This window comes from Acinetobacter pittii, from assembly GCF_022449185.1.
Classification (GTDB): Bacteria; Pseudomonadota; Gammaproteobacteria; order Pseudomonadales; family Moraxellaceae; genus Acinetobacter; species Acinetobacter pittii_I.
In genome coordinates this window covers 1,036,673-1,062,305 of sequence record NZ_JAKUKO010000001.1, presented here as the reverse complement: position 1 = coordinate 1,062,305, position 25,633 = coordinate 1,036,673, and the positions used below count along the sequence as shown (strand labels likewise).

The 25,633-nt window shown below is 37.0% G+C and carries 22 protein-coding genes; 11 read left to right on the top strand and 11 right to left on the bottom strand.

Translation table 11 applies throughout. The features are described from left to right. Positions 1 to 20: 20 nt before the first annotated feature. On the bottom strand, positions 21 to 932 hold the full coding sequence (locus tag MKX14_RS04900) for a bestrophin family protein (RefSeq protein WP_240281922.1): 912 nt from the start codon (positions 930 to 932) through the stop codon (positions 21 to 23). Positions 933 to 1,001: 69 nt separating this feature from the next. Next, the gene (ntrC, locus tag MKX14_RS04895; RefSeq protein WP_240281921.1) at positions 1,002 to 2,273 is read right to left on the bottom strand and encodes a sigma-54 interaction domain-containing protein; all 1,272 of its coding nucleotides are present in this window, start codon (positions 2,271 to 2,273) and stop codon (positions 1,002 to 1,004) included. A gap of 191 nt (positions 2,274 to 2,464) precedes the next feature. On the opposite strand from ntrC, the gene MKX14_RS04890 reads away from it, so the two are divergent. The 4 genes from MKX14_RS04890 to MKX14_RS04870 all read left to right on the top strand — a co-directional run bounded on the left by MKX14_RS04890 (position 2,465) and on the right by MKX14_RS04870 (position 7,066). Next, the gene (locus tag MKX14_RS04890) at positions 2,465 to 3,160 is read left to right on the top strand and encodes an MBL fold metallo-hydrolase (RefSeq protein WP_108010480.1); all 696 of its coding nucleotides are present in this window, start codon (positions 2,465 to 2,467) and stop codon (positions 3,158 to 3,160) included. A gap of 9 nt (positions 3,161 to 3,169) precedes the next feature. Beyond that, positions 3,170 to 4,825, top strand: coding sequence for a TIGR01244 family sulfur transferase (locus MKX14_RS04880; RefSeq protein ID WP_345892606.1), 1,656 nt, complete (start codon positions 3,170 to 3,172; stop codon positions 4,823 to 4,825). 331 nt (positions 4,826 to 5,156) lie between these two features. Further along, positions 5,157 to 5,948: a sulfite exporter TauE/SafE family protein gene (locus tag MKX14_RS04875; RefSeq protein ID WP_108010484.1), complete on the top strand. Its 792-nt coding sequence runs from the start codon at positions 5,157 to 5,159 to the stop codon at positions 5,946 to 5,948. A gap of 113 nt (positions 5,949 to 6,061) precedes the next feature. Continuing rightward, entirely contained in the window at positions 6,062 to 7,066 is a 1,005-nt protein-coding gene (locus MKX14_RS04870; protein WP_240281920.1) for a homoserine dehydrogenase, read from the top strand. A 30-nt stretch (positions 7,067 to 7,096) separates the two neighbouring features. On the opposite strand, the gene MKX14_RS04865 is transcribed toward MKX14_RS04870, so the two are convergent. After that, entirely contained in the window at positions 7,097 to 8,014 is a 918-nt protein-coding gene (locus tag MKX14_RS04865; protein ID WP_240281919.1) for a DMT family transporter, read from the bottom strand. A 166-nt stretch (positions 8,015 to 8,180) separates the two neighbouring features. Here MKX14_RS04865 and lumQ point away from each other — a divergent pair, with 166 nt between their 5' ends. Then, the gene (lumQ, locus tag MKX14_RS04860; RefSeq protein WP_108010490.1) at positions 8,181 to 9,035 is read left to right on the top strand and encodes a helix-turn-helix domain-containing protein; all 855 of its coding nucleotides are present in this window, start codon (positions 8,181 to 8,183) and stop codon (positions 9,033 to 9,035) included. A gap of 19 nt (positions 9,036 to 9,054) precedes the next feature. On the opposite strand, the gene chrA is transcribed toward lumQ, so the two are convergent. Together chrA and pcaT are read right to left on the bottom strand one after the other, a co-directional pair. Continuing rightward, entirely contained in the window at positions 9,055 to 10,401 is a 1,347-nt protein-coding gene (gene chrA / locus MKX14_RS04855) for a chromate efflux transporter (protein ID WP_240281918.1), read from the bottom strand. A 183-nt stretch (positions 10,402 to 10,584) separates the two neighbouring features. Next, complete coding sequence (gene pcaT / locus MKX14_RS04850) at positions 10,585 to 11,871, bottom strand: MFS transporter (RefSeq protein ID WP_240281917.1); 1,287 nt, start codon at positions 11,869 to 11,871, stop codon at positions 10,585 to 10,587. A 516-nt stretch (positions 11,872 to 12,387) separates the two neighbouring features. On the opposite strand from pcaT, the gene fatA reads away from it, so the two are divergent. Continuing rightward, on the top strand, positions 12,388 to 14,595 hold the full coding sequence (fatA, locus tag MKX14_RS04845; protein WP_240281916.1) for a TonB-dependent siderophore receptor: 2,208 nt from the start codon (positions 12,388 to 12,390) through the stop codon (positions 14,593 to 14,595). A 55-nt stretch (positions 14,596 to 14,650) separates the two neighbouring features. On the opposite strand, the gene aspA is transcribed toward fatA, so the two are convergent. Next, positions 14,651 to 16,069, bottom strand: coding sequence for an aspartate ammonia-lyase (gene aspA, locus MKX14_RS04840; RefSeq protein WP_025470306.1), 1,419 nt, complete (start codon positions 16,067 to 16,069; stop codon positions 14,651 to 14,653). A 404-nt stretch (positions 16,070 to 16,473) separates the two neighbouring features. Between aspA and MKX14_RS04835 the strand changes: the two genes are divergently transcribed. From MKX14_RS04835 to MKX14_RS04820, 4 genes are all read left to right on the top strand, one after another. Then, positions 16,474 to 16,656, top strand: a complete 183-nt coding sequence (locus tag MKX14_RS04835) for a hypothetical protein (protein WP_002113649.1) — start codon at positions 16,474 to 16,476, stop codon at positions 16,654 to 16,656. 110 nt (positions 16,657 to 16,766) lie between these two features. Then, entirely contained in the window at positions 16,767 to 16,988 is a 222-nt protein-coding gene (locus MKX14_RS04830; RefSeq protein ID WP_014206692.1) for a hypothetical protein, read from the top strand. 545 nt (positions 16,989 to 17,533) lie between these two features. Beyond that, complete coding sequence (gene yjiE / locus MKX14_RS04825) at positions 17,534 to 18,427, top strand: LysR substrate-binding domain-containing protein (RefSeq protein ID WP_002113716.1); 894 nt, start codon at positions 17,534 to 17,536, stop codon at positions 18,425 to 18,427. Between the two features lie 233 nt (positions 18,428 to 18,660). Further along, positions 18,661 to 19,554 carry a LysR family transcriptional regulator gene (locus MKX14_RS04820; RefSeq protein ID WP_003651675.1) on the top strand — a complete coding sequence of 298 codons (894 nt, stop codon included), beginning with the start codon at positions 18,661 to 18,663 and terminating at the stop codon, positions 19,552 to 19,554. 49 nt (positions 19,555 to 19,603) lie between these two features. On the opposite strand, the gene MKX14_RS04815 is transcribed toward MKX14_RS04820, so the two are convergent. The 5 genes from MKX14_RS04815 to MKX14_RS04795 all read right to left on the bottom strand — a co-directional run bounded on the left by MKX14_RS04815 (position 19,604) and on the right by MKX14_RS04795 (position 24,842). Then, entirely contained in the window at positions 19,604 to 20,776 is a 1,173-nt protein-coding gene (locus MKX14_RS04815) for a thiolase family protein (RefSeq protein ID WP_240281915.1), read from the bottom strand. 65 nt (positions 20,777 to 20,841) lie between these two features. Next, positions 20,842 to 22,251, bottom strand: coding sequence for a short-chain fatty acid transporter (atoE, locus tag MKX14_RS04810; RefSeq protein ID WP_046813340.1), 1,410 nt, complete (start codon positions 22,249 to 22,251; stop codon positions 20,842 to 20,844). 116 nt (positions 22,252 to 22,367) lie between these two features. Next, complete coding sequence (atoA, locus tag MKX14_RS04805) at positions 22,368 to 23,009, bottom strand: 3-oxoacid CoA-transferase subunit B (RefSeq protein ID WP_014206696.1); 642 nt, start codon at positions 23,007 to 23,009, stop codon at positions 22,368 to 22,370. A 1-nt stretch (position 23,010) separates the two neighbouring features. After that, positions 23,011 to 23,715 carry a CoA transferase subunit A gene (gene atoD / locus MKX14_RS04800; protein WP_002113873.1) on the bottom strand — a complete coding sequence of 235 codons (705 nt, stop codon included), beginning with the start codon at positions 23,713 to 23,715 and terminating at the stop codon, positions 23,011 to 23,013. A gap of 245 nt (positions 23,716 to 23,960) precedes the next feature. Next, positions 23,961 to 24,842, bottom strand: a complete 882-nt coding sequence (locus MKX14_RS04795; RefSeq protein WP_108010500.1) for a LysR family transcriptional regulator — start codon at positions 24,840 to 24,842, stop codon at positions 23,961 to 23,963. 226 nt (positions 24,843 to 25,068) lie between these two features. Between MKX14_RS04795 and MKX14_RS04790 the strand changes: the two genes are divergently transcribed. Beyond that, positions 25,069 to 25,581, top strand: a complete 513-nt coding sequence (locus MKX14_RS04790; RefSeq protein WP_108010502.1) for a hypothetical protein — start codon at positions 25,069 to 25,071, stop codon at positions 25,579 to 25,581. Positions 25,582 to 25,633: the final 52 nt, after the last annotated feature.

Genomic DNA, 25,633 nt, shown 5'->3' with positions numbered 1-25,633 from the left:
GCGATGATTCGCTCTTTTTTTTAAAGTAAATTGTTGTTTTTGGCTTCAATAATAGGAGGTAATGGCTGTCCTAAAGAGCTTAAAGACTCTCGCTCAATCAAACGTACAATTGAATCAAGCGGTAAATCATTTTCCTGTAAACCAAAAGGTTCTTCAATTTGAGCACTTAAAGCATCTAAGCCTAAAAACATATAAGCAATTAAACCCACAATAAGCGGTGTCCAAATACCTAAAGCTGCTTCAAGGCTGAACGGTAAAATAAAACAAAAACAGTAAACAGCACGATGTAAAAGTACTGAATATGAGTAGGGTAAAGGTGTACCGGCAATACGGTCACAACCCGCTTGAATATTGCCTAGCTCAACAATATGACGCGTCAGAGTGCTATAGATAATGTCACTAATTTCGCCGTCTTTTAGAGATTTGACTAAATCTTTTTGAATATTTTCGAGTACAAATTGTGGTGCATTAATATGCTCATTTAAATAATCGAGTGAAGAGTTATTTAAATACGCATGTTCAAGAAATTTGGTTGGTTCGGCGGTTTGTTGACGTAAGCGATCACGCAATAAATTGCTAAAAATTAAGACCTGATGAATTAAATGTTCACGTTGTTCATTGGATAAAACATGGCTTTCTCTAACAATGTGTCTGGCATTGGCAATTAATGCGCCCCAAAGTTTGCGACCTTCCCACCATCGATCATAACAGGCATTATTTCGAAAACCCGTACAAATGGAAAGAATCACGCCAAAGATAGTAAATCCAATCGCGGGTACAGTAGGAATTTGAATCCAATGATAATAAGAGAGCCAGACCACACATGCTGAAATAAGTACAACAAAACTTAATGCTGGCAAAACCTTGGGTAGAACAGTTCCTTTCCATGCAAATAAGAGTTTAAAAACGCTGCTTTTATCGCGAACAATCATAGAAAGCCTTTGAACTAACGGACCTAACCAACTGCAATATGATACGCCTTAGATGAGTTAAATACATAGCTAAAGCTTGTGCTTTTGTCTGTATCGCCAAAGAGTAGTGCGGCTAATTCCAAAAATATTCGCGACCATATTTAAGTTATGGTTATATTTTTCTAAAGCAGCTTGCACATTTTCCGGACTAAGTTCTGTATTTGTCTCAGGCAATTTAACGTAATCTTCAGCATTTAAGAGTTCATTTGGTAAGTCTTCGACTTCAATTTCATCCTTACCATTTGCCATGGTTAACGCATAAAGCAGGGTGTTTTTAAGCTCACGAACATTCCCAGGCCAGTCATAGTTCAATAAAATCTGCATGGCTTTTTGATTGACGTGACGAGGCATCGTGTCGAGTTGAGTAGAGCTTTCTTTTAAAATCTGATCGACAATGAGTGGAATATCGACTTTTCGTTCTCTGAGCGGTGGTATAAAAATTGGAATGACACGCAAACGGTAGAGTAAATCATGACGGAAACGCCCAGCCTTAGCTTCTTCACGTAAAGCTTTATGTGTTGCGGTAATAATTCGGACATTGGCTTGAATCGGTTTTTCACCACCTACAGGAGTAAATTCACCTGTTTCTAATACCCGTAATAATTTAGCTTGAAGCTCTAAAGGAATCTCGGCAATTTCATCCAGAAATAGTGTTCCACCAGCGGCACGTTCAAACACACCTTTATGGTCACGAATTGCTCCCGTAAAAGCACCTTTCACATGTCCAAAGAGTTCACTTTCTAAAATATTAGAATTTAAAGCTGCACAGTTAATCGCTACAAAAACCTTATTTTTACGTTGGCTATAATCGTGAATGGCTTTTGCTACCAATTCTTTACCGCTACCAGATTCACCGCGGACAAGCACAGGAAACTCAGTAATTGCCACTCTTTGAATGATTGAAAACATACGGGCCATTTCTGGTGAACAACTATTAAAAACTTTAGCCAAGTCTTGCAATTGTTCTGTTATTTCTAACGGTTCTGTAATGTCATTTTCATTGCTTATCGGCTGTAAAATATGTAGCTTCCCAATAATCCGATGCTCGGCAATATAAATATCATGTTCTTGATAGATAAATCGCTTTCTAACTTTAGGAGTATTAATTTCGAGATATTGATTGTGATGATCTTGAGTAAGCGCTGCCATGCTCTCAACAGAAATGTCATCTGTGTTAAATTTATAGTGAATTGCGTGAGTCGTTGTGTCTGCTAAAAACAGACTCGCATTTGGGAATAAAGCCTTAAGTTGCTCAAATAAAATATAAAAATCTTGTTCTGACTCAAAATTTAGCTTTGCCATTTCATATGTTTCACAATCGTTTCATTGAAACATACTTGAGTTTCACAGAAACATCAAGAAAAGTTTATATTCTGATTCTAATTTTAAATTTTCAATTAACTATATGATTTTTAAACTTATTATTTAAATAAAAATAATTGGCATTGTATTTGCAAAATATAGGATAGAAATAAATTATCGGGGTATAAATCATGTTCTTTAAGCAATTTTTTGAACAAGAAAGTTCGACTTATACATATATGCTTGGATGTGAAGAAACACGAGAGGCTGTTTTAATTGACCCAGTTGCATCAGATATAGAAATCTATGCAAAAGAATTAGAAAAGCATCAATTTACGCTCATCTATACCTTAGATACACATGTTCATGCAGATCATATTACTGCTGCAAATTTACTGCGTGAACGTTTCCATTGTAAATCGGTTTTACACCGTAATTCAGATGTAAGTTGCGGAGATATTTTAATTACTGATGGTTGCATGCTTAAAGTTGGCAACCTCAGTATTGAAGCGCGCTATACACCAGGTCATACCAATGCTTGTACGAGTTACCTAGTTGGAAACATGGTTTTCACGGGTGATGCATTATTAATTGATGGATGCGGTCGAACTGACTTCCAACAAGGTAATGCAGGCACACTTTATGACAGTATTCATAAACAACTTTTCAGCCTACCTGACGAGACTATTGTGTACCCAGGACACGACTATAAAGGTCGGTTATCTTCAACCATTGGTAATGAACGTTTAAATAACTCACGTCTGGGTCAGAATCGCTCGCGTGAAGATTTTATTAAATTAATGAATAATTTGAATCTTCCATATCCAAAGCAGATCGATAAAGCACTTCCTGCTAATCAGGCCTGCGGCTCAATTTCACAATCATAAGGTGGCAATATGGAAATTAAACGAGTTAATCAAGAATTTTATGTTGCTGCTCAAATCACCGCTGATGATGTCACAAAAATTGCAGATCAGGGAGTAAAGACTCTGATATGTAACCGCCCGGATGGAGAAGGTGCAGACCAACCCAATGTGATTGAAATTGAAGAAGCAGCTCAGCGATATGGCCTAAAGGTAATTTATCAACCTGTTATCAGTGGTAAAATTACCGATCAACAAGTTACCGAGTTTAAGCAGTTTTATCAGAATGCTCAGAAGCCCGTTTTAGCATATTGTCGCTCTGGTATGTGTGCAATCAGTTTATGGGCTTTGGCCGAAGTTGCTCCAAAAGATGCAGCACTGTTAGTAGAAGCAGGTAACAAACTTGGTTTTGACTTAAAAGGCTTAGTGCCACGTATTTTAAAACGTGATCATGAACCAGCCACAATTCCTTGTTATAGCGTTGTGATTGTGGGCGCTGGAGCAGCAGGAATTTCTGTAGCGTCTAGTCTTTTATGTCGTGAACCTCATTTAGATATTGTCATTATTGATCCCGCAGACACCCATTACTATCAACCAGGTTGGACTATGGTGGGTGGTGGTATTTTTAAACCCCAAGTAACAGCACGCTCAATGACAAGTGTGATTCCTTCAAAAGTGAAATGGATGAAAGCTGCTGTTGCTGGATTCGACCCTGAGCATAATCAGGTTATTTTGGAAGGATGTCAGCCCATTCAATATAAAGCCTTAGTCATCTGTCCCGGTTTAAAACTGAATTGGCATGGAATTGAAGGTTTAGTCGAAACCTTAGGTAAAAATGGGGTAACGTCTAACTACCGTTATGATTTAGCGCCGTATACATGGGACTTGGTGCAACAGCTAAACGGTGGAAAGGCAATCTTTACTCAACCACCTATGCCGATTAAGTGTGCCGGTGCTCCTCAAAAAGCAATGTACCTTTCAGCCGACTACTGGTTAAAGCAAGGCAAGCTTAAAGATATCTCTATCCATTTTTATAACACCGGTGTTGTTTTATTTGGCGTGAAAGAATATGTGCCTGCACTAATGCAATACGTCGAAAAATATGGCTCTGAACTTCATTTTAATCATCAACTGGTCAAAGTAGATGGGCCTGCAAAAAAAGCATGGTTTAAGGTAGTGAATGATGAAAATGCAGCATTGGTCGAGACTGATTTCGATATGTTGCATGTTGTTCCACCACAACAAGCCCCAGATTTTATTCGTGCAAGTACTCTCACTGATGATGCAGGATGGGTGAGTGTGAATCCTCAAACTCTACAACACACACAACATAACAATATTTTCGCTTTAGGTGATGTGATGAATGCGCCTAATGCCAAAACAGCTGCTGCGGCACGCGCACAAGCTCCGATCGTCGCTGTGAATGTGATAATGCAACTCAAGGGTGAAAAAAACTTCTGTGAATACAATGGATACGGCTCATGTCCACTCACAGTAGAGCGTGGAAAAATCGTTCTGGCCGAGTTTGGTTACGGCGGTAAATTGCTTCCTAGTTTTCCAAAATGGGTGATTGATGGACAAAAACCATCTCGTTTGGCATGGTTACTTAAAGAACAGATTTTGCCACCGATTTACTGGCAAGGCATGCTCAAAGGCCGAGAGTGGATGGTCAAACCTGAGCGAGGATAAACAAAGCAACGCTTTGTCCGAGCGCAAGATGAGAGCTGTGCTCGAGTGGAAGAGGATAAGTAAAGCAACGCTTTACCCTGAGAAGCGACTGAAGCTTCGCAAGAAGATGAGAGCTGTGCTCGAGTGGAAGAGGATAAGTAAAGCAACGCTTTACCCTGAGAAGCGACTGAAGCTTCGCAAGAAGACGAAAGCTGTGCTCGAGTTAAGAGGTTAAACAAAGCAACGCTTTATCCTGAGAAGCGATTAAAGCTTCGCAAGAAGATGAGAAATTGCTTACTCATCAAATGGCAGCTCGCAGCAAATGAAATATATGCAATTTTAGGCTTTTGATATGTTACTACTTGTCGTTGAAGGCATTGTGATTGGCTTTTTACTTGGTCTTACTGGTGCGGGTGGCGGTATTCTCGCTGTACCCGCGCTAATGGCCAGTCAAGGCTGGAGCGTGGCGCAAGCTGCACCGATTGGGTTGTTGGCAGTTGCGCTATCTACACTCATTGGAACCATTGAAGGCTTATTTAAAAAGATAGTTCGTTATCGTGCTGCTATTTGGATTGCTTTAATTGGTGCTCCTATGGCACATATCGGCATTTTAATAGCTAACATGATTTCACCTGTCTGGCTCATGTTAATGTTTAGCTTAGTCATGTTTACAGTGGGTTATCGACTCATTAGTAATCGAGTATCAGACTTTCATAACCCGCCGTGTCAGATCAATCCAAGTACGGGACGCTTTATCTGGAATTTTAAAACGGGAAGCGTTCTTGCCAGTATCGGGATTATTGCGGGGCTTTTAACTGGCATGCTCGGTGTTGGTGGCGGCTTTGTAATTGTGCCAGCGCTTAGAAAAGTCACAAATTTGGATATGCATAGCATTGTTGCAACTTCACTTATGATTATTTTTCTCATTAGTGGCATAAGTATTGTGATGCATATTGCAGAAGGTTTTCACTATCCAGTAGGCATTACCAGTGCGTTTGCTCTTGCATGTGTAGCAGGCATGCTATTAGGTCGTCGAGCTATTCGCTTTATTCCACCTACGATTGTACAAAAAGTCTTTGCTTTAATGGTTTTTGCTGTCGCAATTTATATGGTTATTAAGATTGTTAATCTAACAAATATCTGAGCGATATAGTATTTTAACTTATCTATATAAATATAAAGTTTCCAGAGATGATGCATTGAAATTGTCTATGGAAACTTTTTGATTTAAATCATATAAATTTTTGAGAAAGCGATATGAAGCGAGTTAACGTGGCAATTTGTGGTTTTGGACGGATTGGGCAACAAATTGCAGAGCTTCTTTTAAATCGATCGACATACTATCAACAAAAATATCAAATTGATGCCCGCTTAGTCGGTGTGTGTAACTCATCTTCAGGTTTAATTGACCAAGATGGTTTACAAGCTTCAAAATGGCTAGATAAAGCACAATATCAAGCAGGTCTCACTGAACAAAAGTTTTTACAACAGGTTCAAGCAGATGTCATTATTGAAACTGGCCCAAGTGACTATGTGACAGGTGGGAAAGGCCTATTTTATTTAAATTATGCTTTAACACATAACACGCATGCGATTGCGGTATCTAAAGGTGCTTTAGTTGTAGAAGGTAAAAAATTAGTTAACTTGGCACATCAACACAATAAAAAATTATTTTTTAGCGGTGCGACGGCTGCCGCCTTACCAACTGTTGATTTGTTTGAATATAACTTGGCTGGTTGCCAAATTTTAGAAATAGAAGGTGTGTTTACAGGCACCACGAATTTTATTTTAAATGATATGTCGCAACACGAATGCGCATTTGCAGAATCTCTTGAGAAAGCTCAAGCAAAAGGTATTGTGGAACCTGACAGTTCTTTCGATGTAGATGGATGGGATACCGCGGCTAAAATTACCATATTAGCCAACACTGTTTTGGGGGCTGATATAAAAATTCAAGATATTCCAAGACAAGGAATCAGTCACGTGACTGCCGATCATATACTTAATTGGAAAAAAGAAAATGTAATTCCTCGTCTAGTCGGTTTTATTCATATTAAAAATCAGAAAATTGAAACAGGTGTTGAATTAAGGTTAGTCCCAGCAAATCATCCGTTTGCTCATCTGCAAGGTTCTCAAAAATGCATTCGGGTGTTAACACAAGAAATGGGTGAATTTGTGGTCAGTGGAGGGGCATCTGCGCCCTTAGCCACAGCAGCCGCAGCTTTAAAAGATTTCGAGTTGATGCTAAAAACAGGCTGCTAAAATTAATTATGATTTATAAAAAAGCAGGCTTTAAGCCTGCTTCTCACAATTTTTTTGACTGCTAAATAACTTCTTTCCAATTTCAAACTTACTAAACATTAAGTAATTACCAAGTAAAATTAGCAAAATTCCAAATACAGCATTTAAAGTCCACTCATATCCTTCAAAGAAAGTAGAAACTGTTAAAGCAACTAAAGGAAAGAGCAACGTGCTATAGGCTGCTTTGGCTGCGCCAATTCGTCCAACTAAAGAAAAATAAGCAGAGAACCCAATAACTGTGCCAAATACAGCTAAGTATAGTACCGAGCTTAAAAATGGGAAATTCATCGGCGGCATTAAATCTTGTCCAGTAAATAAAGCTAGACTTAGCATCACCAATGCACCATAAGTCATGGCATAACAGTTTGTTGAAAAGATATTTAGGCCACGTTTTTGATGTCTAACACTAATCATATTTCCTAAAGAAAAACCGTAAGTGCCTACTGCACATAGCCCAATACCCATCAATAACTGTGCATTAAACTGACTATTAATCAGGTCATGCCAAAACAGGAGAACAATACCGCTTAGGCCCAAAAGTGCAGCTGGGGCAAAGTTTGGCGATGGTTTTTGCTTAAAAAAGATAAGTGCATTAATGGCATTAAAGAAAACAGCCATCGAAAAAATGACAGACTCTAAACCGCTATTTACATATTTAACCGCAGTATAAAAACAAATAAAGTTTAGGCCGAAAACGCAAAGGCCTTGCAGCATACAAAACAAGTGATCTTTTAAAGCAATTCGCTGTAATTTTCCTGAAAATAGTAAAACAACCCACAGTAATAAGGCTGAAATGGCAAAACGCCATAAAATTGCGACAACGGGTGTTGCATAATGGCTCTGAACGGCAATTCCAATCCATGTTGTTCCCCAAATCAACACCACCGCAACATAGAGCAAAATATTCATAACTTCATCCTCGATTACCAAGCTTAAGTATCTAGGAATGCTTCATTTTTCACGTATATATTCTTGTGTTGTACATGCAAGATCTTGCGTTTTTTATAGATCTAAACTAGCTGAATTTTACTGAATATGGTTAACTTAAGCTCAATGATATTCATTTTAATTTTGCATGGCCTATCAAACTTTAGAACAGCTACAGCAATCTAAAGCCAAGCTTCACGAAACTGTGGTGCTTGATGAGAATATGCAACTTGCATTTTGGTCTAATCAGCAAGATCGTGTAAGTGTCTGTAGCGATCACCACACTTTAAGTCTCTATATTCAAGATGGCTATGAAAGCTATCAAAAAACCCCTGCAGGCTGGAAAAACGGCGGTGGGCCGGGGCGTTTTTGCTTATTGCCTGAACATCAGGAGTCGACTTGGGATATACGTGGTGGGCTTAAATTCGTTCACTTATATTATACAGATCAACATTTGCGTGATGTTGCCGAAAAAATATGGGACAAAGAGCCTAATCAAATTCAACTAAACGAAGTTGCATTTAGTGATGATGAACGAATTCGAGCACTTTATCAGTTCTTCTTACTAGATTGTGATTGGCAAGATTCTTCAAACCATTTACAAATGAGTACAACAGCAAGTTTATTGTTGAATCATTTAATTCGAAGATACAGTAGTGTTCAATGGCAACAGCCTGCCATTAAAGGTGGGTTGGCACCTCATAAACTCAAATATATTCAAGAATGGATTGAAGGGCATTTAGACCAAGCACTCGCTTTGTCTGATTTAGCAAATGTTGTGAACTTAAGCGAATACCATTTTGCTCATATGTTTAAACAGTCCATGAATATGGCGCCTCACCAATATGTCATGCAAAGACGTTTAACTAAGGCAAAAGGGCTAATCCAGTCATCGCAGCTTTCTTTACAACATATTGCCCTAGTTTGTGGGTTTAGTTCAGCAAGCCATTTAAGTCATCGCTTTAAACAGTTTTATGGTATGAGTCCTTCACAGTTACGTTAAAGGACCCACCTTTAATTTTTTATAAAAGATAAATAATTAAGCCAATAAGTGCTGATGCAAAAATCACATATAACACGTTCACGTTAAAGCGGAATAAAGCACTAAATGCACCAACAGTAATGAAGGCTGCAACAATGTCAAAATGCCCTGAAAAGCCTTGTGGCCATAACACGTGATAACTAAAAAATAATGCCAGATTTAAAATGACACCGACCACAGCCGCGGTAATTGCAGTGAGTGGCGCAGTAAACTTAATTTCATTATGGGTAGATTCAATAATGGGCGCACCCGCAAAAATAAATACAAATGAAAAGAGAAAGGTAAACCAAGTGACAATAACGGCGCCGAGTGCCCCAGCAAAAAATAAATGCTCAGAGCCAAGTAAAGAATGATTGACACCACCTAAAAATCCCACAAAGGCAACCACCATAATAAGTGGACCGGGTGTTGTTTCCCCAAGTGCCAATCCATCAATCATTTGGGTAGGTGAAAGCCATCCAAAATGATTTACAGCGCCTTGATAGACATAAGGTAAAACCGCGTAAGCCCCACCAAAAGTGAGCAATGCAGCTTTAGTAAAAAACCATGCCATTTGAGTATATGGATGATGCCATCCGAAATATAAACCTAAAGCTACAATTGGTAATAACCACAAACTAATAGCAACTAGAATAATTTTTAATAAGCGTGGCCAATAAAATTTAGCATGAGGAGGTGTAGGAGTCTCATCATCAATAAATGCAGGGCCATAATCTTTTTGGCTAGCCTTATGACCAACTGCTGAAGAAAATAATTTTGGGTATTTTTTACTTACCAAATAACCAGCAACGCCTGCTGATAAAACAATAAGAGGGAAAGGAAGCTTTAATACAAAAATGGCGAAAAATGCTGCAATTGCGACGAACCATAAAAACTTATTTTTAAGCGAACGGCTGCCTATACGATAAGTTGCATGGAAGACAATAGCAGTGACGGCAGGCTTAATTCCATAAAAAATACCCGCAATAATCGGCACATCTCCAAATTTTATATAAACCCAAGACAGCCCAATTAAAATAAATAAGGAGGGTAATACAAATAGAATACCTGCAACTAAGCCACCAGCAGTTCTGTGCATGAGCCAACCAATATAGGTTGCCAATTGCTGTGCTTCAGGACCTGGTAACAGCATGCAGTAGTTCAGTGCATGCAAAAATCTTTTTTCGGATATCCAGCGCTTTTGTTCAACCAGTTCCTGATGCATCACCGCGATTTGTCCAGCTGGCCCACCAAAGCTAATAAAACCAAGCTTAAGCCAGAATAAAAAGGCTTGCCAGAAGGTGACTTGAATAATACTTTCAGGTAAAGGGGATTGTTCGTTTTCCATTTTTTTATCCCATCAAAAAATTGATTCATACGGATCAAGAACATCAAAAACTAGTAACTTTTAGTTAATTGAATCAGTGAGATGTGCTAGGCAGCTATAGCATACAGAACAAAAATGACTTTCTTATTATTTAAAAAAGATATTCTTCTAAAAAATTCTAGAAGAATATCTATCTTTTACTTTCTAATGATCATGTCCTAAATAATCTGGTTTTTTGGGAAGCGCAAGGCTACACAAGAAACAGATAATCAGCATGACAATGACGTAAATAAAGAAGGTGTTTTCAATTCCCGCAGCTTTAAACTGTAAGGCAACTGAAGGCGCAGAACCACCAAATAGCGCATTACCTACTGCATAAGAAAATCCTACACCTAAAGCGCGAACATGCGGTGGGAACATTTCAGCTTTGACCAGACCACTAATAGAAGTATAGAAGCTGAGTATCATCATCATAAAAATAAGCAGTAAAGCGATAATGATCGGTGAGTCAATATAGTGACGCATTCCGATCACCATGACTGGATAGATAAAAATCGCAGACAATAAGCTAAATGCCAACATTGAAGAGCGTCGTCCAATACGGTCGGAAATTGCACCAAATACAGGTTGAGCACACATATAGACAAATAGAGCGAAGGTCATGATATAACCAACGGTTTTTCCATCCATCCCTAAATTGGTTAAATAGGTTTTTGAATAAACAGTCTCTACATAAAACGTTAATGAACCAGCAGAAGTATATCCAACCACTAATAAAAAGGTTTTCCAATGTTTCTTAAAGAGTTCTCTTAAGCTACCAGACTCTTTACGTTCGCTGTCTTGATGAGAAAGTGTTTCTTCTAAGCGACTCCGTGCAAGCAAAGAAAAAATTGCTGCAATACCACCAATAACAAACGGAATACGCCATCCACCATCAAGCAATTGTTGTTCACTTAAGAACGTCAACAAAATAACACCCAATAAGCTTGCGAGTAATTGACCACCAGAGAGTGTGACGTATTGAAAAGATGCATAAAAACCACGTTGACCTTTTAAGCCTAATTCACTCATATAGGTTGCTACGGCGCCATATTCACCACCAACCGATAAGCCTTGAAGTAAGCGCACTACCAATAAAAGGAAAGGGGCAAATAAGCCAACTTGGTCATAAGTAGGTAGGGCTGCAAATAGAAAAGAACTCAAAGCCATCAGACAAATTGAGATGACCATCGACTTTTTTCGACCATGCCGGTCTGCAATTCGTCCAAATACCCAACTACCAATAGGACGCATAAAAAAGCTTGCAGCGAATACGCCCCACACATAGATAGATTTAGTCGTACTATCCATATCAGGCGCTGTTAGTGCTTGAGTAAAGTAGGCAGCAAACACTGCATAGATATAAAAGTCGAACCATTCAACTAAATTACCAGAGGCTGCGCCTACAATCCCACGTATTCTGCTACGTTTTTCTTCCTGAGTGTATGTCATATTTCTTCCATCATTTTGCAGACAAAAATGAGGAATTTTCAGATATGCTAGATAGAAAATAGAATGAAACTTTAAATATCACTCAATCCTGAGCACTTCCTTAAATTCCTAACCATTCATTTTTTCTAATTTTAAAATTCTATTCTAGTGAGATTATGTCCTTTTGTTCGATTTAAAGAGATTTTTACCAATGATCGAACACTTCCTTTCATTTAACTTAATAATTAATTCTATTTAAAATCAGTGAGCTAATTTACAACGGTACTTTTCTATTTTATTTCTCCTTTTAAGTTTCATTTCGAGCTTAAATTTATTTTGAATATTTGGTAATACTTAAAAAGTTATAACGTCGATTCCTAAGAAAATAAATGAAATTTATATAATGATAAGTTCATAAAAGTTGTATCACATTCACTTAATCGAAAAAGTACAGAATGTGTTGTTTCTCAATATATGTAGCTGTATTCTTGCGTGGCTAAAAATAGACTCCGCACTCATTTCTAGCGCTTTAGAATTATGCACGGTATGGCAGGTAGTTATTCAATGGAAAGACGTTCGTTAAATCTTCACTTCATGACATGCTCTAAAACAGCATTGGCTTCATCTATTGCACTCATAACATCTGTCGTCTATGCAAATGAAGCGGAGGTTTCGCAGCTCCCAACCATTACTGTGAACGCTACACAAAATAATGATGCACTATATACATCTAAAAAAGTTAATTTATCTGGTTTTCAAACTGGTGATGTAAAGAAAGTTCCTGCATCTATTACCACCATTACCTCTGAGCGTATAGCAGATCAACACGCAAAAACTTTAACTGATGTTATTAAAAATGATTCATCATTAGGGGATGGCTACGCTGCAATTGGCTATTATCCAAATTTTGTAGCACGTGGTTTTGCGCTTGATTTAGGCTCAAGTTATCTCATTAACGGCCATACTATACGTGGCGAACAAAACGTGGCTTTAGAAAATAAAGAACAAGTTGAAATCTTAAAAGGCATTTCTGCAATTCAAAGTGGAATGTCGACACCAGGTGGTGTTGTTAACTATGTCACCAAAAGACCAGCCGATGTTAAAAACATTACTGTAGATGCAAATTCAGAAGGCGGCTATACACTGGCAACAGATGTTGGCGGCTTTGTTAATGATAGTTTTGGTTATCGGATCAATTTAGCTCATGAAAGCATCCATCCAAGTGTTGATCACGCAAATGGTAAACGAGAGTTTGGCTCAGTTGCTTTAGACTGGAAAATTAATGAGCGTTCTAAACTACTGTTTGACATTGAAGCCCAGCATCAAAGCCAACGTTCAGTACCCGGTTATCAACTGCTTGATGGGCAAGAAGTACCAACAAATGTAGATCAAGACCGTTTATTGGGTTACCAATCTTGGAGTAAACCTGTTGTAAATAACAGTATAAATGCAAGTTTGAAATATCAATATGCATTTAATGATCAATGGAATGCTAGCTTAAGTGCATCGCAAAGCCGTGTTGTGATTGATGATTACAGCGCTTTTCCATGGGCTTGTTATAGCGACGGAGTTTGCCAAAATAATACTTTTGATAAAGATGGTAATTACGGTATTTACGATTTTCGTAGTCCAGACGATACACGTATTACCAACCAGTTTTCTGCTGGGTTAAATGGACAATTCAATACTGGCAATATTCAGCATCAAATCGCTTTTGAAATACAACATACTTATAAAACATTGAAGCGCTACAACTCTAACTCAATGGAGCTTGCCCCTATAGGATTAGGTAATATCTATGAGGAAACAAAGGATTATGACCCAGCTCAGATTGACTTAAGAAATTACTATAAAGCTCTAGAAAGTGATCAGACTGCATTTACTATAACTGACCGAGTTCAATTTAATGATCAATGGTCAACTCTACTCGGTGGGAAACTTATTCATCTTGATGAGCAAGCTTATGATCCAAATGGCCAGCAAAGCCGAGATACCGATTTAAACAAGTTCTTGCCACAATTAGCACTCATGTATAGCCCAACTTCCAAGACCAATCTTTATGCTTCATATGCCAAAGGTTTATCCGATGGTGGTGAAGCTCCATGGTATGCAGAAGCGAATGCTTATCAAGTCCTATCACCTAGAAATTCTGAACAATATGAACTTGGTGTTAAGCAACAAATACGCAATTTCTTAGTAACAGCAGCTATTTTTGATTTAAAGCAAGATAATCAATATACGACTGCAAATTCTGAAGGGAAGTTAGAGTTTGTGGAACAAGGCGAACAACATAATCAAGGTATTGAATTAGGTTTAACGGGCGCTTTAACCGATACACTCGATGTAAGTTCAGGTATTACCTATACCAAATCTCGTCTAGTTGATATTGATAATGACAGCTACAAAGGTCATCAAACTCAAAATGTACCAAAAGTACGTGCAACTGCACAGTTATCTTATAAAGTACCTTCAGTTGAAGGGTTAAGATTATTGAGTGGCATGCAATACAGTAGCAGTAAATATGCAAACAAAGAGGGAACTACAAAAGTAGGCGGCTATAGCGTCTTTAATATTGGTGCTGCCTATAAAACAAATTTTGCTGGGCATGACACAACTTTTAGATTTAATATTGATAACTTATTTAATAAGAAGTATTGGCGTGATGTAGGGGCATTTATGGGAGATGACTATTTATTCTTAGGTAATCCTCGCACAGCTCAATTTTCTACAACATTTAGCTTTTAAAAGTTATGGAACAAATAAAAAAGGAGCTTTAAAAGCTCCTTTTTTATTTCAGGAATTAAGCCGACATTTTTGGTTTAACCATATTATTAATCGACAAGATATCATCAAGCACTTGTGCCGATAATAAACCTTCATTTTGAACTAAAGCCAATACGCTTTGTCCAGTTTCGTTTGCAGTTTTAGCAATACGAGTTGTAGTTTCATAACCTAGATATGGGTTAAGTGCAGTCACGATACCAATCGAGTTTTCAACCAAAGCCTTACAATGCTCAGGGTTCGCCGTAATTGTATCAATACACTTACTTTGGAACATTGCCATTGCCTTACCAAGCAAATCCATAGATTCAAATAGTTTGAATGCAATAAGTGGTTCCATTGCATTTAACTGTAATTGACCCGCTTCAGCAGCTAAAGTTACAGCCAAGTCATTTGCAATGATCTGGAAACAAGCAAGGTTCATTGCTTCAGGTATAACTGGGTTTACTTTACCCGGCATGATCGAGCTACCCGGTTGGCGAGCTTCTAAATTAATTTCATTAATGCCAGTACGTGGACCACTTGAAAGTAAACGTAAGTCATTGGCAATTTTTGAAAGTTTAGTTGCGGTACGCTTTAATAAACCAGATAAAAGAACAAAGTCACCCATATCTGAAGTTGCTTCGATTAGATCAGGAGCAGACTTAATTTTCTTACCAGAAATTTTTGCAAGTGCTTGAATAGCGAGTTCACGGTAACTATATTCAGTAGTAATTCCCGTGCCAATCGCCGTACCACCAAGGTTCATATACGCTAAAACATTTGGAATAAGCGTATTAATTTGCTCAAGGTCTTTTTGTAAAGTTACTGCAAAAGCACCAAACTCTTGACCTAATGTCATTGGCACAGCGTCTTGTAACTGTGTACGGCCCATTTTTAGGATGTGAGCAAATTCTTGAGATTTATTACGGAAACTTAAGATTAAGTTGTTAAAAGGAAGATTTAGTTCATCTAAGCTTAATAACAAACCTAAGCGAATCGCAGTAGGGTACACATCATTTGTTGACTGTGACATGTTAATGTCGTTATTAGGATGCAAATATTGATATTGGCCTTTTGAATGTCCCATATATTCTAAAGCGACGTTTGCTAATACTTCATTTGCATTCATATTGGTTGAAGTACCCGCACCGCCTTGCATCATATCAATCGGGAACTGATCGTGAAAATTACCACGAATAAGTTGATTACAGCTGTATTCAATCGCTTCAAATTTAGTCTGATCTAAGCTTTTAAGATTATAGTTCGCTTCAGCACAAGCAAGCTTTACCATTGCTAAGGCTTTAATAAGGTGAGGGAAATTTCCGACCTTGCTTTGAGTTAAATTAAAGTTTTCTAGAGCACGTAATGTTTGAACTCCGTAGTAGTCGTTATTATTGATCTCTCTATAACCAATAAGATCCTTCTCAATACGGGTGGTAATTTCAGCGTTCATCATTAAACTTCGAATTAGTAAAGAAGATAATTCATATTAGATTTCGAAATGCTTCACTTCTAATGCATTTATCAAGTTGATTATGCATTTTTTGCATATCATTTTTTTAATTTCATAGTGAACTAACTAGGAGAGTTCATTTTCAATTATTAATTTAACTATATAAATTAAGAAGTTAATATTGAGATGAAGTTAATTTCAAAATTTGCTTGATGCAGTGAATGGTCATCTACTTTTTGAAAGAAACCCATTGCAACCATTAAGACTGATTAATTTAAGTGAAATATCAACTTAATTATCTTTATTATTAGCTTCTAAAGTGTAGCTTATCTAACAAATTAATATAAAAATGTGATGCATTTCACATAAAAAACACTATAATACGAAAAAATCTTAGTTTTAAGTTTATGTTAAAAGTCACAGCCGCATTAATTATTTTGGGAAGTTTTACATACTATGTGCTTTTCCACGGTGAAGAGAAAAGTGAGTCTAAAACTTCTCGTCTGCTTAAAGAAGCAGAGCAATCTATTGCTTCTGCTGAAACCTCTGTAAACAAGGCTAATAGTATTGTGCCCATATCTTACAAGTAGCCTCAGCTCTTAGGTTAACCATTTCATATTATCCATCAAAATATTGTTTTATCTAAATTTTCTTAAAATTTGGGTAAAAGACTGTATGTATAGAGACAAAATTCATGAGAATGAAGTTTATCGCCTATGATCCCAATTCTGGGGAAAAATTAAGCTTAAAAGAGCATATCCACCATATGGATAAATACACCACTTATATCTTTTTTAGTGATGAAAATGACAATATGGTGTTCAATCCCCAGAAAAAGCAAGTTTTTGAAATTACTCAATATACTTCTAATATGATGGTTGAAATTTCAAGAAAGTTATATTACCTCATTGGTGAATATTAAGAATACGTTTTTATCAATCTTAAGTTAAATACTTTAGTAGAATAGTCAGGTTTTATGGACTGAGCTATACTGAAAGCATATCTTCTGATTTAAATGAATTTATTGAGTCAGAGGGCTTAATTCCTGAAATAAGCAAGATAGTCTTTTTCAGTTTTACAGTCCGTATTCTTCCCCAAGGTGCGGACTTTTTTTATAAAAATAAAACATGAGTAAAGCATAGGATTATTTCTATTTTTTATTAACTTAAGATTTATTATTTACTTGAGTTATATATGTCTTACTTTTTGATTTAAAATAACTTTTAGAGTAATAATTATATATTTGTATGAGTTGTTGAGTTAAATCAAAGTCTTTTTATTCTCTTACGCTCTTTTCTATGTCAGAATTATTTAAATACTTACTTTTATTGTTTGGCTTTGCCAATCCTCCATCGCATTTTTGCAGGTACTCCCATGTTTTATAGTTTTTATTCATCTATTCAGCTATTTATTCAGCTTCCCAACCAGACAGATTAAGGACATAAATATAAAAAGGGAATGCATAAAATGAACTTAGAAGTACGTTGGGTAGAAGACCTTTTGACACTTGAGCGTGAGCGTTCTATTTCAAAAGCAGCCGAAAAACGATTTATTAGTCAATCTGCGTTTACGCGTAGAATTCAGCAAATAGAAGAGATGATCGGAGCTGAAGTTATTATTCGAAATAATAAAAATAATATTGAATTTACAGACATTGGGCGGATTATGCTGGTGATGTCTAAAAATATTGAGAAGCAGGTCGAAGAAACAGCAAAGCTGATTAAAAACATCAAAAATGAAACCGAATCTACGATTCGTTTCTGTGTTGTCCACTCATTAGCATCGGGTTTTTTAACCACTTTTTTAAAAAAATTCCCAACATTTATGCGCGATTTAAAAATCGAAATTGTTGCAACGAATAGTGGTGAAGGCTTATCTCTTTTAAAAGAAGGTGCTTGCGATTTTATGATTTGCTATGCAGATCGATCTAATATCAATCGAGTTGGCGATGATATTTTAAGTGGTATTAAGATCGCTGAAACAGAGATTGTTCCAGTGTCAGCTACCGAAGCAGATCATACGCCTAAGCATACAATTCAGAGTAATTTTTCATTACTTGCTTATAGTAAACATGCTTATTTGCGCAAATTGGTCGATCAATTAATTGAAGGTAAACTGATCTACAAAACCTTATATGAAACTGACAATGCCACCAACTTGAAAGAGCTTGTATTACAAGGTTTAGGTGTAGCATGGATTCCAAAAATTAATGTAGAGGAAGATCTCGCTACCGGAAAATTGGTCATGTTGGACCATAACGAATACTGCCTGCCACAGGATATTTATATTTTTAAAAATAACTTGAGTGATAACAAATCTGTTCAGCAAATCTGGAAGGGCTTCCAAACTCAGCATGATTAAAATTTATAATGATATGTGATGTCTTCAAGATATTTACATACAAAGTAATCAATTAAAGAGCTCACACCTTTGTCTTTGTGATGAAAGGCTTTATAAAGCATTGCTCATGGTCTAGATTCTTTGTTAATTTAGACCATATATCAATAATTCAGAAATTTAGTGGGCATTTTTATATATGCTGTACCTGATTTCATTCCTTTTGAATGGATTATTTGATCCAGACGGAGACAATTTTGTTTGATCTAGATAGTAGATTACTAAATATTTTTTATCATATTTATCGGTTTAAAAGTGTTTCAATGGCTGCTGATGCTATTGGCCTTACACAACCGAGCGTTAGTAATGGACTGAACAAAATCCGTCAGCATTTTAATGATCCACTTTTTATTCGTGTTGGGAATGAGATGATCCCAACCGAATTAGCAAAGGAGATTTTTCCGCTCATTAGTGAAGTTATTGATAAAGTGGAAAGCATTAATAACTTTAGTGTGAACTTTGATCCGCTAACTTCAGATCAGCTTTTTACAATTGCAATGACAGATGTATCTCATCTGGTTTTATTACCGCAATTAACAAACTATTTAAAAGAGAAAGCCCCCTTAATTCGCTTGAATATTAGGCCGATTACACCAGAAACCAGCTATCAAATGGCAAATGGTGAGATTGATCTTGCAATTGGCTTTTTACCCCAATTAGAAGAAGGCTTTTATCAACAAAAGTTTTTTAAACAGCATTATGTGGTGATTAGCTCTAAGAGCCATCCTCGTTTAGATCCAAATAACTTTACTTTAGATGATTATATGCGCGAGTATCATATCGATATTGATGCGGGAATCGGGCACTACCATATTAAAAATGAATTGCAGAACAAAGGATTGGATCGAAATATTTTAATTCGATTACCAAGCTATCTTGGAGTGGGATTAGTCGTTCAAGAAACAGATGCGATCGCAACGGTACCGTATTATTTAAGCCAAGTCTTATTGGTGAGAGAAAATTTACAGATTTTACCAGCACCTCTAGACTTTCCAACTTATGATGTAAAACAACATTGGCATATGTCATGCCATCATAAAAGTAGCCATAAATGGTTCCGTCAAACCTGTTATGAACTTTTTAAAGTCTAAAAAAAGAAGATGTAAGAAAAATTCTTACATCTTCCGTGCACTTTAATTTTTAGATTTCAATTGCAACAGCTGTAGCTTCACCACCACCAATACATAATGCAGCAATACCTTTCTTCTTACCAAGGCGTTTTAAAGCATAGATAAGAGAAAGAATAATTCTTGAACCAGTTGCGCCAATTGGGTGGCCTAAAGCACAAGCACCACCATGGACGTTTACTTTTGCCTCATCAATGCCGAGTTCATGAATTGGCGCCATTGCTACCATTGCAAAAGCCTCATTAATTTCCCAAGCATCTACCTCATCAACAGACCAGCCAGCACGTTCAAGTACTTTTTGAATTGCACTAATTGGAGCAATGGTAAATTCGCTTGGATGCTGCGAGTGCGTAGAAGTTGCAATAATTTTCGCCAAAGTATTTAAACCATGACTTTGAGCATATTCTTCAGTGGTAAGTACTAACGCAGCAGCACCATCAGAAATTGAGCTTGAGTTTGCAGCTGTAATTGTACCGTCCTTGCTAAAAGCAGGGCGTAAAGTTGGAATCTTCTCAAGATTAGCTTTTAATGGTTGCTCATCTTGATCAATAACTTCAACACCTTTACGTGTTTTTACTTCAACAGGAACAATTTCTTCTTTGAAGTAACCTTCGGTAATGGCAGTTTGCGCTTTTTTAAGTGAAGAAATCGCAAAGTTATCCATTTGCTCACGGGTAAAGCCTTTGGTATTTGCCATGTCTTGCGCAAACGAACCCATTAAACGGCCTGTTTCAGCATCTTCAAGACCATCTAAAAACATATGGTCCTTAATTTCACCGTGACCCATACGGTAACCACCGCGAGCTTTAGGTAAAATATAAGGTGCATTGGTCATAGATTCCATACCGCCAGCAACAATAATATTGGCACTGCCTGCTTTTAGAGTATCTGATGCCATTAATACCGCTTTCATGGCAGAGCCACAAAGTTTATTAATGGTGACAGCGCCAACATGATCAGGTACACCAGCTTTACGCATCGCCTGACGAGCAGGACCTTGGCCAATACCCGCACTTAATACGCAACCAAAAATAACTTCATCTACTTGTTCAGGTTTAACACCTGCACGTTGGATCGATTCACGGATAACAGCAGCGCCAAGTTCTGGTGCAGTTAAAGCCGATAGGCTGCCTTGAAAGCCGCCCATTGCAGTACGGCTGCCTGAAACTATAACAATTGAACTCATCTTAATATCTCTTATTGATGTATTTGCTAAATTTGCCTTTAGCCGAAACTAAAGGCGCCAGTAAATTAAAAAGTAGGTGGGGTATAGCTGAGCGTTCTACCAAAGAACCACAGCAAGAATAAAACTAAAGGAAAATGCACAACGAGCTGAGTGACTGTAAAACCAATCACATCTTTTGCTTTTAGTTTTAAAATGCCTAACATTGGAAGCATAAAGAATGGATTGATTAAGTTCGGTAAAGCTTCTGCTGCATTATAAATTTGTACAGACCAGCCTAAATGAACTTTTAAATCATTTGCTGCTTGCATGACATATGGGGCTTCAATAATCCATTTTCCACCGCCAGATGGCACAAAGAACCCAAGGATGGCAGAGTAAATTCCCATCACAATTGCAAAGGTTTCTTTTGAGGCGATTGAAACGAAAAACTCAGCTATATAATGCGACAGCGATAAATCTTGACTGTTTAAAGCTTGCGTCATAATAAAAGCGATGCTTCCGTAAAGTGGAAACTGAATTAAGATTCCTGATACAGCTGGAACTGCCTTTGAAACAGCATTTAAAAAGTTTCGTGGTGTGCCATGCAATGCTAGACCAAGCATTAGAAACACAAAGTTGTATGTGTTTAAACTCGAAATAGCAATGATAGGATTACTTTTTGAAAATTCAAAAAACATCCAGATTAAGCCTAATGCCACCACAATAATCGTTAAGATAGGCGAGTTTTCTAACCAGTCACCTGGGCGCGTCGATTTTTCCTCATGTGGTTTGTCTTCTTCAAACTGCACATCAAAACTATCAATCGTTTTAACATTATTACCTTTTGGAGCTGACCAATACGCGATTGCGATTGAAACAATCACCAAAATAATGGTCATCGCAATTGATTGCCAAAGGAAAATCGTTTCAGTAAATGGAATAACGCCAGTTAGGTTGTAAATTGACTCAGGTAAACTAGTTTTATTCGCTTGAAGCTGTGCTGCCGAAGAGCTAATTCCCAGTGCCCAAGTTGCACCCATACCAATGATTGCTGCCGCAGCCGCTGCACGGTAATCCATGTTCAGCTCTTTACGTTTTGCTAATGCAATCACTAAAAGTGCAGTAAGAATCGTGCTTACTGCCCAATTGACCAGTGAAATTAACAAGCTGACGGTTGCAACTAAAACAATAGCACCACGTCCAGAATTTGGAATACGTGCCATTTTTTGAATGAGGAACTTTACGGGCTTAGATACGGAAACGACATAACCTACAATAATGAGCATCGTCATTTGCAGGGTAAAGGGAATAAGACTCCAGAAACCGTTACCGAAGGAAGTCGCAACATCGTGAATAGGCGCACCAATACCCAAAGCGGCAACTGACACGATAATGACGCCAAGCAGAGCAAAAATATATGAATCAGGAAACCATTTTTCAGACCAGTCACTAATCCGAAGAGCAAATCTTTCAAAAATTCCTTGCTGTTTTTCCATAGCTGAAAAAATCCTTCTCATTCTTATTTATAGACAGCACATCCAGTGCTTTAAAGGGCTAAGACTCAAGCTCACTTACTAACTTGAGTCTTTTACAGCTAACTAAATCTTAGAATTTACGCGACTAAGGTTTTATAAAACTCAACGCCAGTAGCAGCTTGAATCTGTTCAAGCGTGACATCTTTAGCAAGTTCAATCAGCTCTACGCCTTGTGGTGTAATGTCCATTACACCTAAGTCAGTAATGACGCGATGAACCACACCTTTACCTGTTAAAGGCAAACTACAGTTTTTCACAATTTTTGGCGTACCATCTTTTGCGCAGTGTTCCATAAGCACTACAACTTTTTGTACGCCAACAACCAAGTCCATTGCGCCGCCCATACCTTTAACTTTCTTACCTGGAATCATCCAGTTAGCCAAGTCACCATTTTCAGAAACTTCCATTGCGCCCAAAATTGCAATGTTGACATGGCCACCACGGATCATGGCAAAAGATTCTGAGCTTGAGAAAAATGCTGCACCAGGGCGGGCAGTAACCGTTTGTTTACCAGCATTAATTAAATCAGCATCAACAGTTTCTTCAGTTGGGAACTCACCAATGCCTAATAGACCATTTTCAGATTGAAGCCAAACATTAATATTTTCAGGAATATAATTAGCAACTAGAGTAGGTAAGCCAATACCTAAATTGACATAAAAACCGTCTTCAAGTTCTTTTGCAGCACGTTGTGCCATTTCATTTCGTGACCAAGCCATTTTATACTGCCTCCGTGCTTAAAGTTTTATGCTCAATACGTTTTTCAGGTGATGCATTCAGTACAATGCGGTTTACGTAAATACCCGCTAAATGGATCTCATCTGGATCTAATTCACCAATTTCAACAACCTGTTCAACTTCTGCGATTGTGATTTTGCCAGCCATCGCACATTCAGGATTAAAGTTTTGAGCAGTTTTACGGAATACCAAATTACCCGCTTTATCTGCTTTATAGGCTTTAACAAGAGCAACATCTGCTGTTAAAGATTCTTCTAAAATGTAGTTTTTGCCATTAAAGGTGCGTTCTTCTTTACCTTCGGCAATGAGTGTACCAACACCGGTTTGTGTATAAAACGCTGGAATTCCAGCACCGCCAGCACGTAACTTTTCTGCTAATGTACCTTGTGGGGTAAGTTCTACATCAAGTTCACCATTTAAATATTGGCGCTCAAATTCTTTGTTTTCACCAACATAAGAAGAGATCATTTTTTTGATCTGTTTGGTTTGAAGTAAAATACCTAAACCGAAATCATCTACACCAGCGTTATTTGAAATACATGTGAGACCAGTCACACCGCTTTGCTTAACTGCGACAATTAGTTTTTCAGGAATTCCACATAGACCAAAACCGCCTACGGCAAGTGTTTGATTATCTGCAATAACGTCTTTTAGTGCTGCCTCTGCATTGGCATAAACTTTATTCATTCTATTGTTATCCTATATCCCTTAGTAATCTTAGTTTTAGCATCACATTTTGTGTTATAGAAGTTAATTTTTTTAAATGATTAATAAGTATAATCAATGAATGGTTTTAAATCGTCTACAAAAGATCAGACGAACATAAAGCAAAATACTTTAAAAAATAACCTCATATCATTGAAAATTATAATAATTAATAATTTTAGCTTAAGTGTATGCTTAGCTCATCCTAAAAAGCAGTCTTTAATTTTTTAAAATTTATATTGAACCAAAGCCTCAATAAATTGAGTCGAAATATTTGAAATTTCAAAGTTCTTTTTATAAACAATTCCCACAGTCTTATGAATAGATTCATCCTTTAACTCAATGAGTACGTTATGTTCTTTATCAATGTGTTTAGCAAAATGCCTTGGAATTGCACTTACCCCAATTCCATAAGCCACGAAACTTGAAAGTGATGAAATTTGATGACATTCAACTTTTAAATCGAGCGTTATATTATTTCGTAAACAGTTCTGCTCAACTAAATATCGAACAATTGAAGGTTTTTGTAAGGTCACGAATGGATTTGAACAAAGCTCTTGCCATGTAATAGAAGATGATAGAGCGAGTGGATGAGTTTTTGGTAATAAAGCTAAGAAATCTTCTTCAAATAATGGTTTGAACTCTAAGCCTTCGATGAGATCCGGTTCGAAGCAGATGCCAAGCTCGAAAATACCATCTTGTACTTTTTCTATAATGGTCTCGTTAGGGATATCGTGAATTGAAAAGTTGAGATTGGGATGAAGTTCTAAAAACTGGTGAATTACTTCAGGCAGAATTGCATGAGTCACAAAGGGCATTGAAGCGATGCTTAAGGTTCCACGATTAAGCTTAAAACGTTGTTTAACATCGTTTTCCATTTCATCCCAATTGGCGAGTAATTTTTTTGCATAGGGAATGAGGGATTTACCTTCTTGTGTAAGTTCAACACGGCGAGTATTACGGTTAAAGAGCTTTCCGCCTAATTCTTCCTCTAAGCTTTTGATGGTGAGACTTAAAGCAGATTGGCTGAGATGTAACTCTAAAGAAGCATTGGCATAGTTGAGTGTACGCGCAAGGGCCAAAAAAGCTTTTAGTTGTTTAAGCGTCATTTCTTTCCTTTAAATTACTCAACTTATCTAGAAGAGTAATTTATACGAAAATTTGCCTAATATGATGTTTTTTGACAAAAAATTATGAAAAAGCAAGTAGAGCTCAATGTGCTGAATTACTTTAGTAAATTTTTCTAGCTGAATTAATCAGTGTTTTTAGCAAAGTATGATGAAACGTAGGATCCAGCCGCTACTATTTGGAAATATCAGCTAAGGAAGGTTTAGGTTGCTAATTATTTTTAATCTAATAAAATCGTTTTTTTATTTTCTAATAATATATATGTCTTATACGACAGTGCATATGCGGCATACAAGTAGTGGATCAAGTAGTTCTAGAGATGCCAAAGATGTCTTTATATCTGGTTGTCGTAATGATTTTGATTTTAGTCAAATTACTCCTGGAAAAATTAGTAAATTAAGTAAAGAAGATCAAAAGTATTTTTATAAATGTGATGATGCAATCAATAACAAATTGTCAGTAGATTCATTAGTTTATTACTCATCATTTATTTTACCTACTATTTGTATCCTTATTTTTATAAGAATAGGTAAAAAGCATTATCGAATTGCTGAAGAAAAAATTAAGAGCGCGAAATATCCTGTAATTTTCGCTAGAAAACCAGAAAATAATCCCTCTAATTCAATGGAGATCGCACTGGTAATCGGTGGGGTACTAGCAGCGCTAATCTATATATTAATTTATATTGTTTATATTATTATAGTAGAAATTAAATATTAAAATTACATAGTAGAAAATCTTTAAATAGATAAAAAATTACCGCTATCTATTT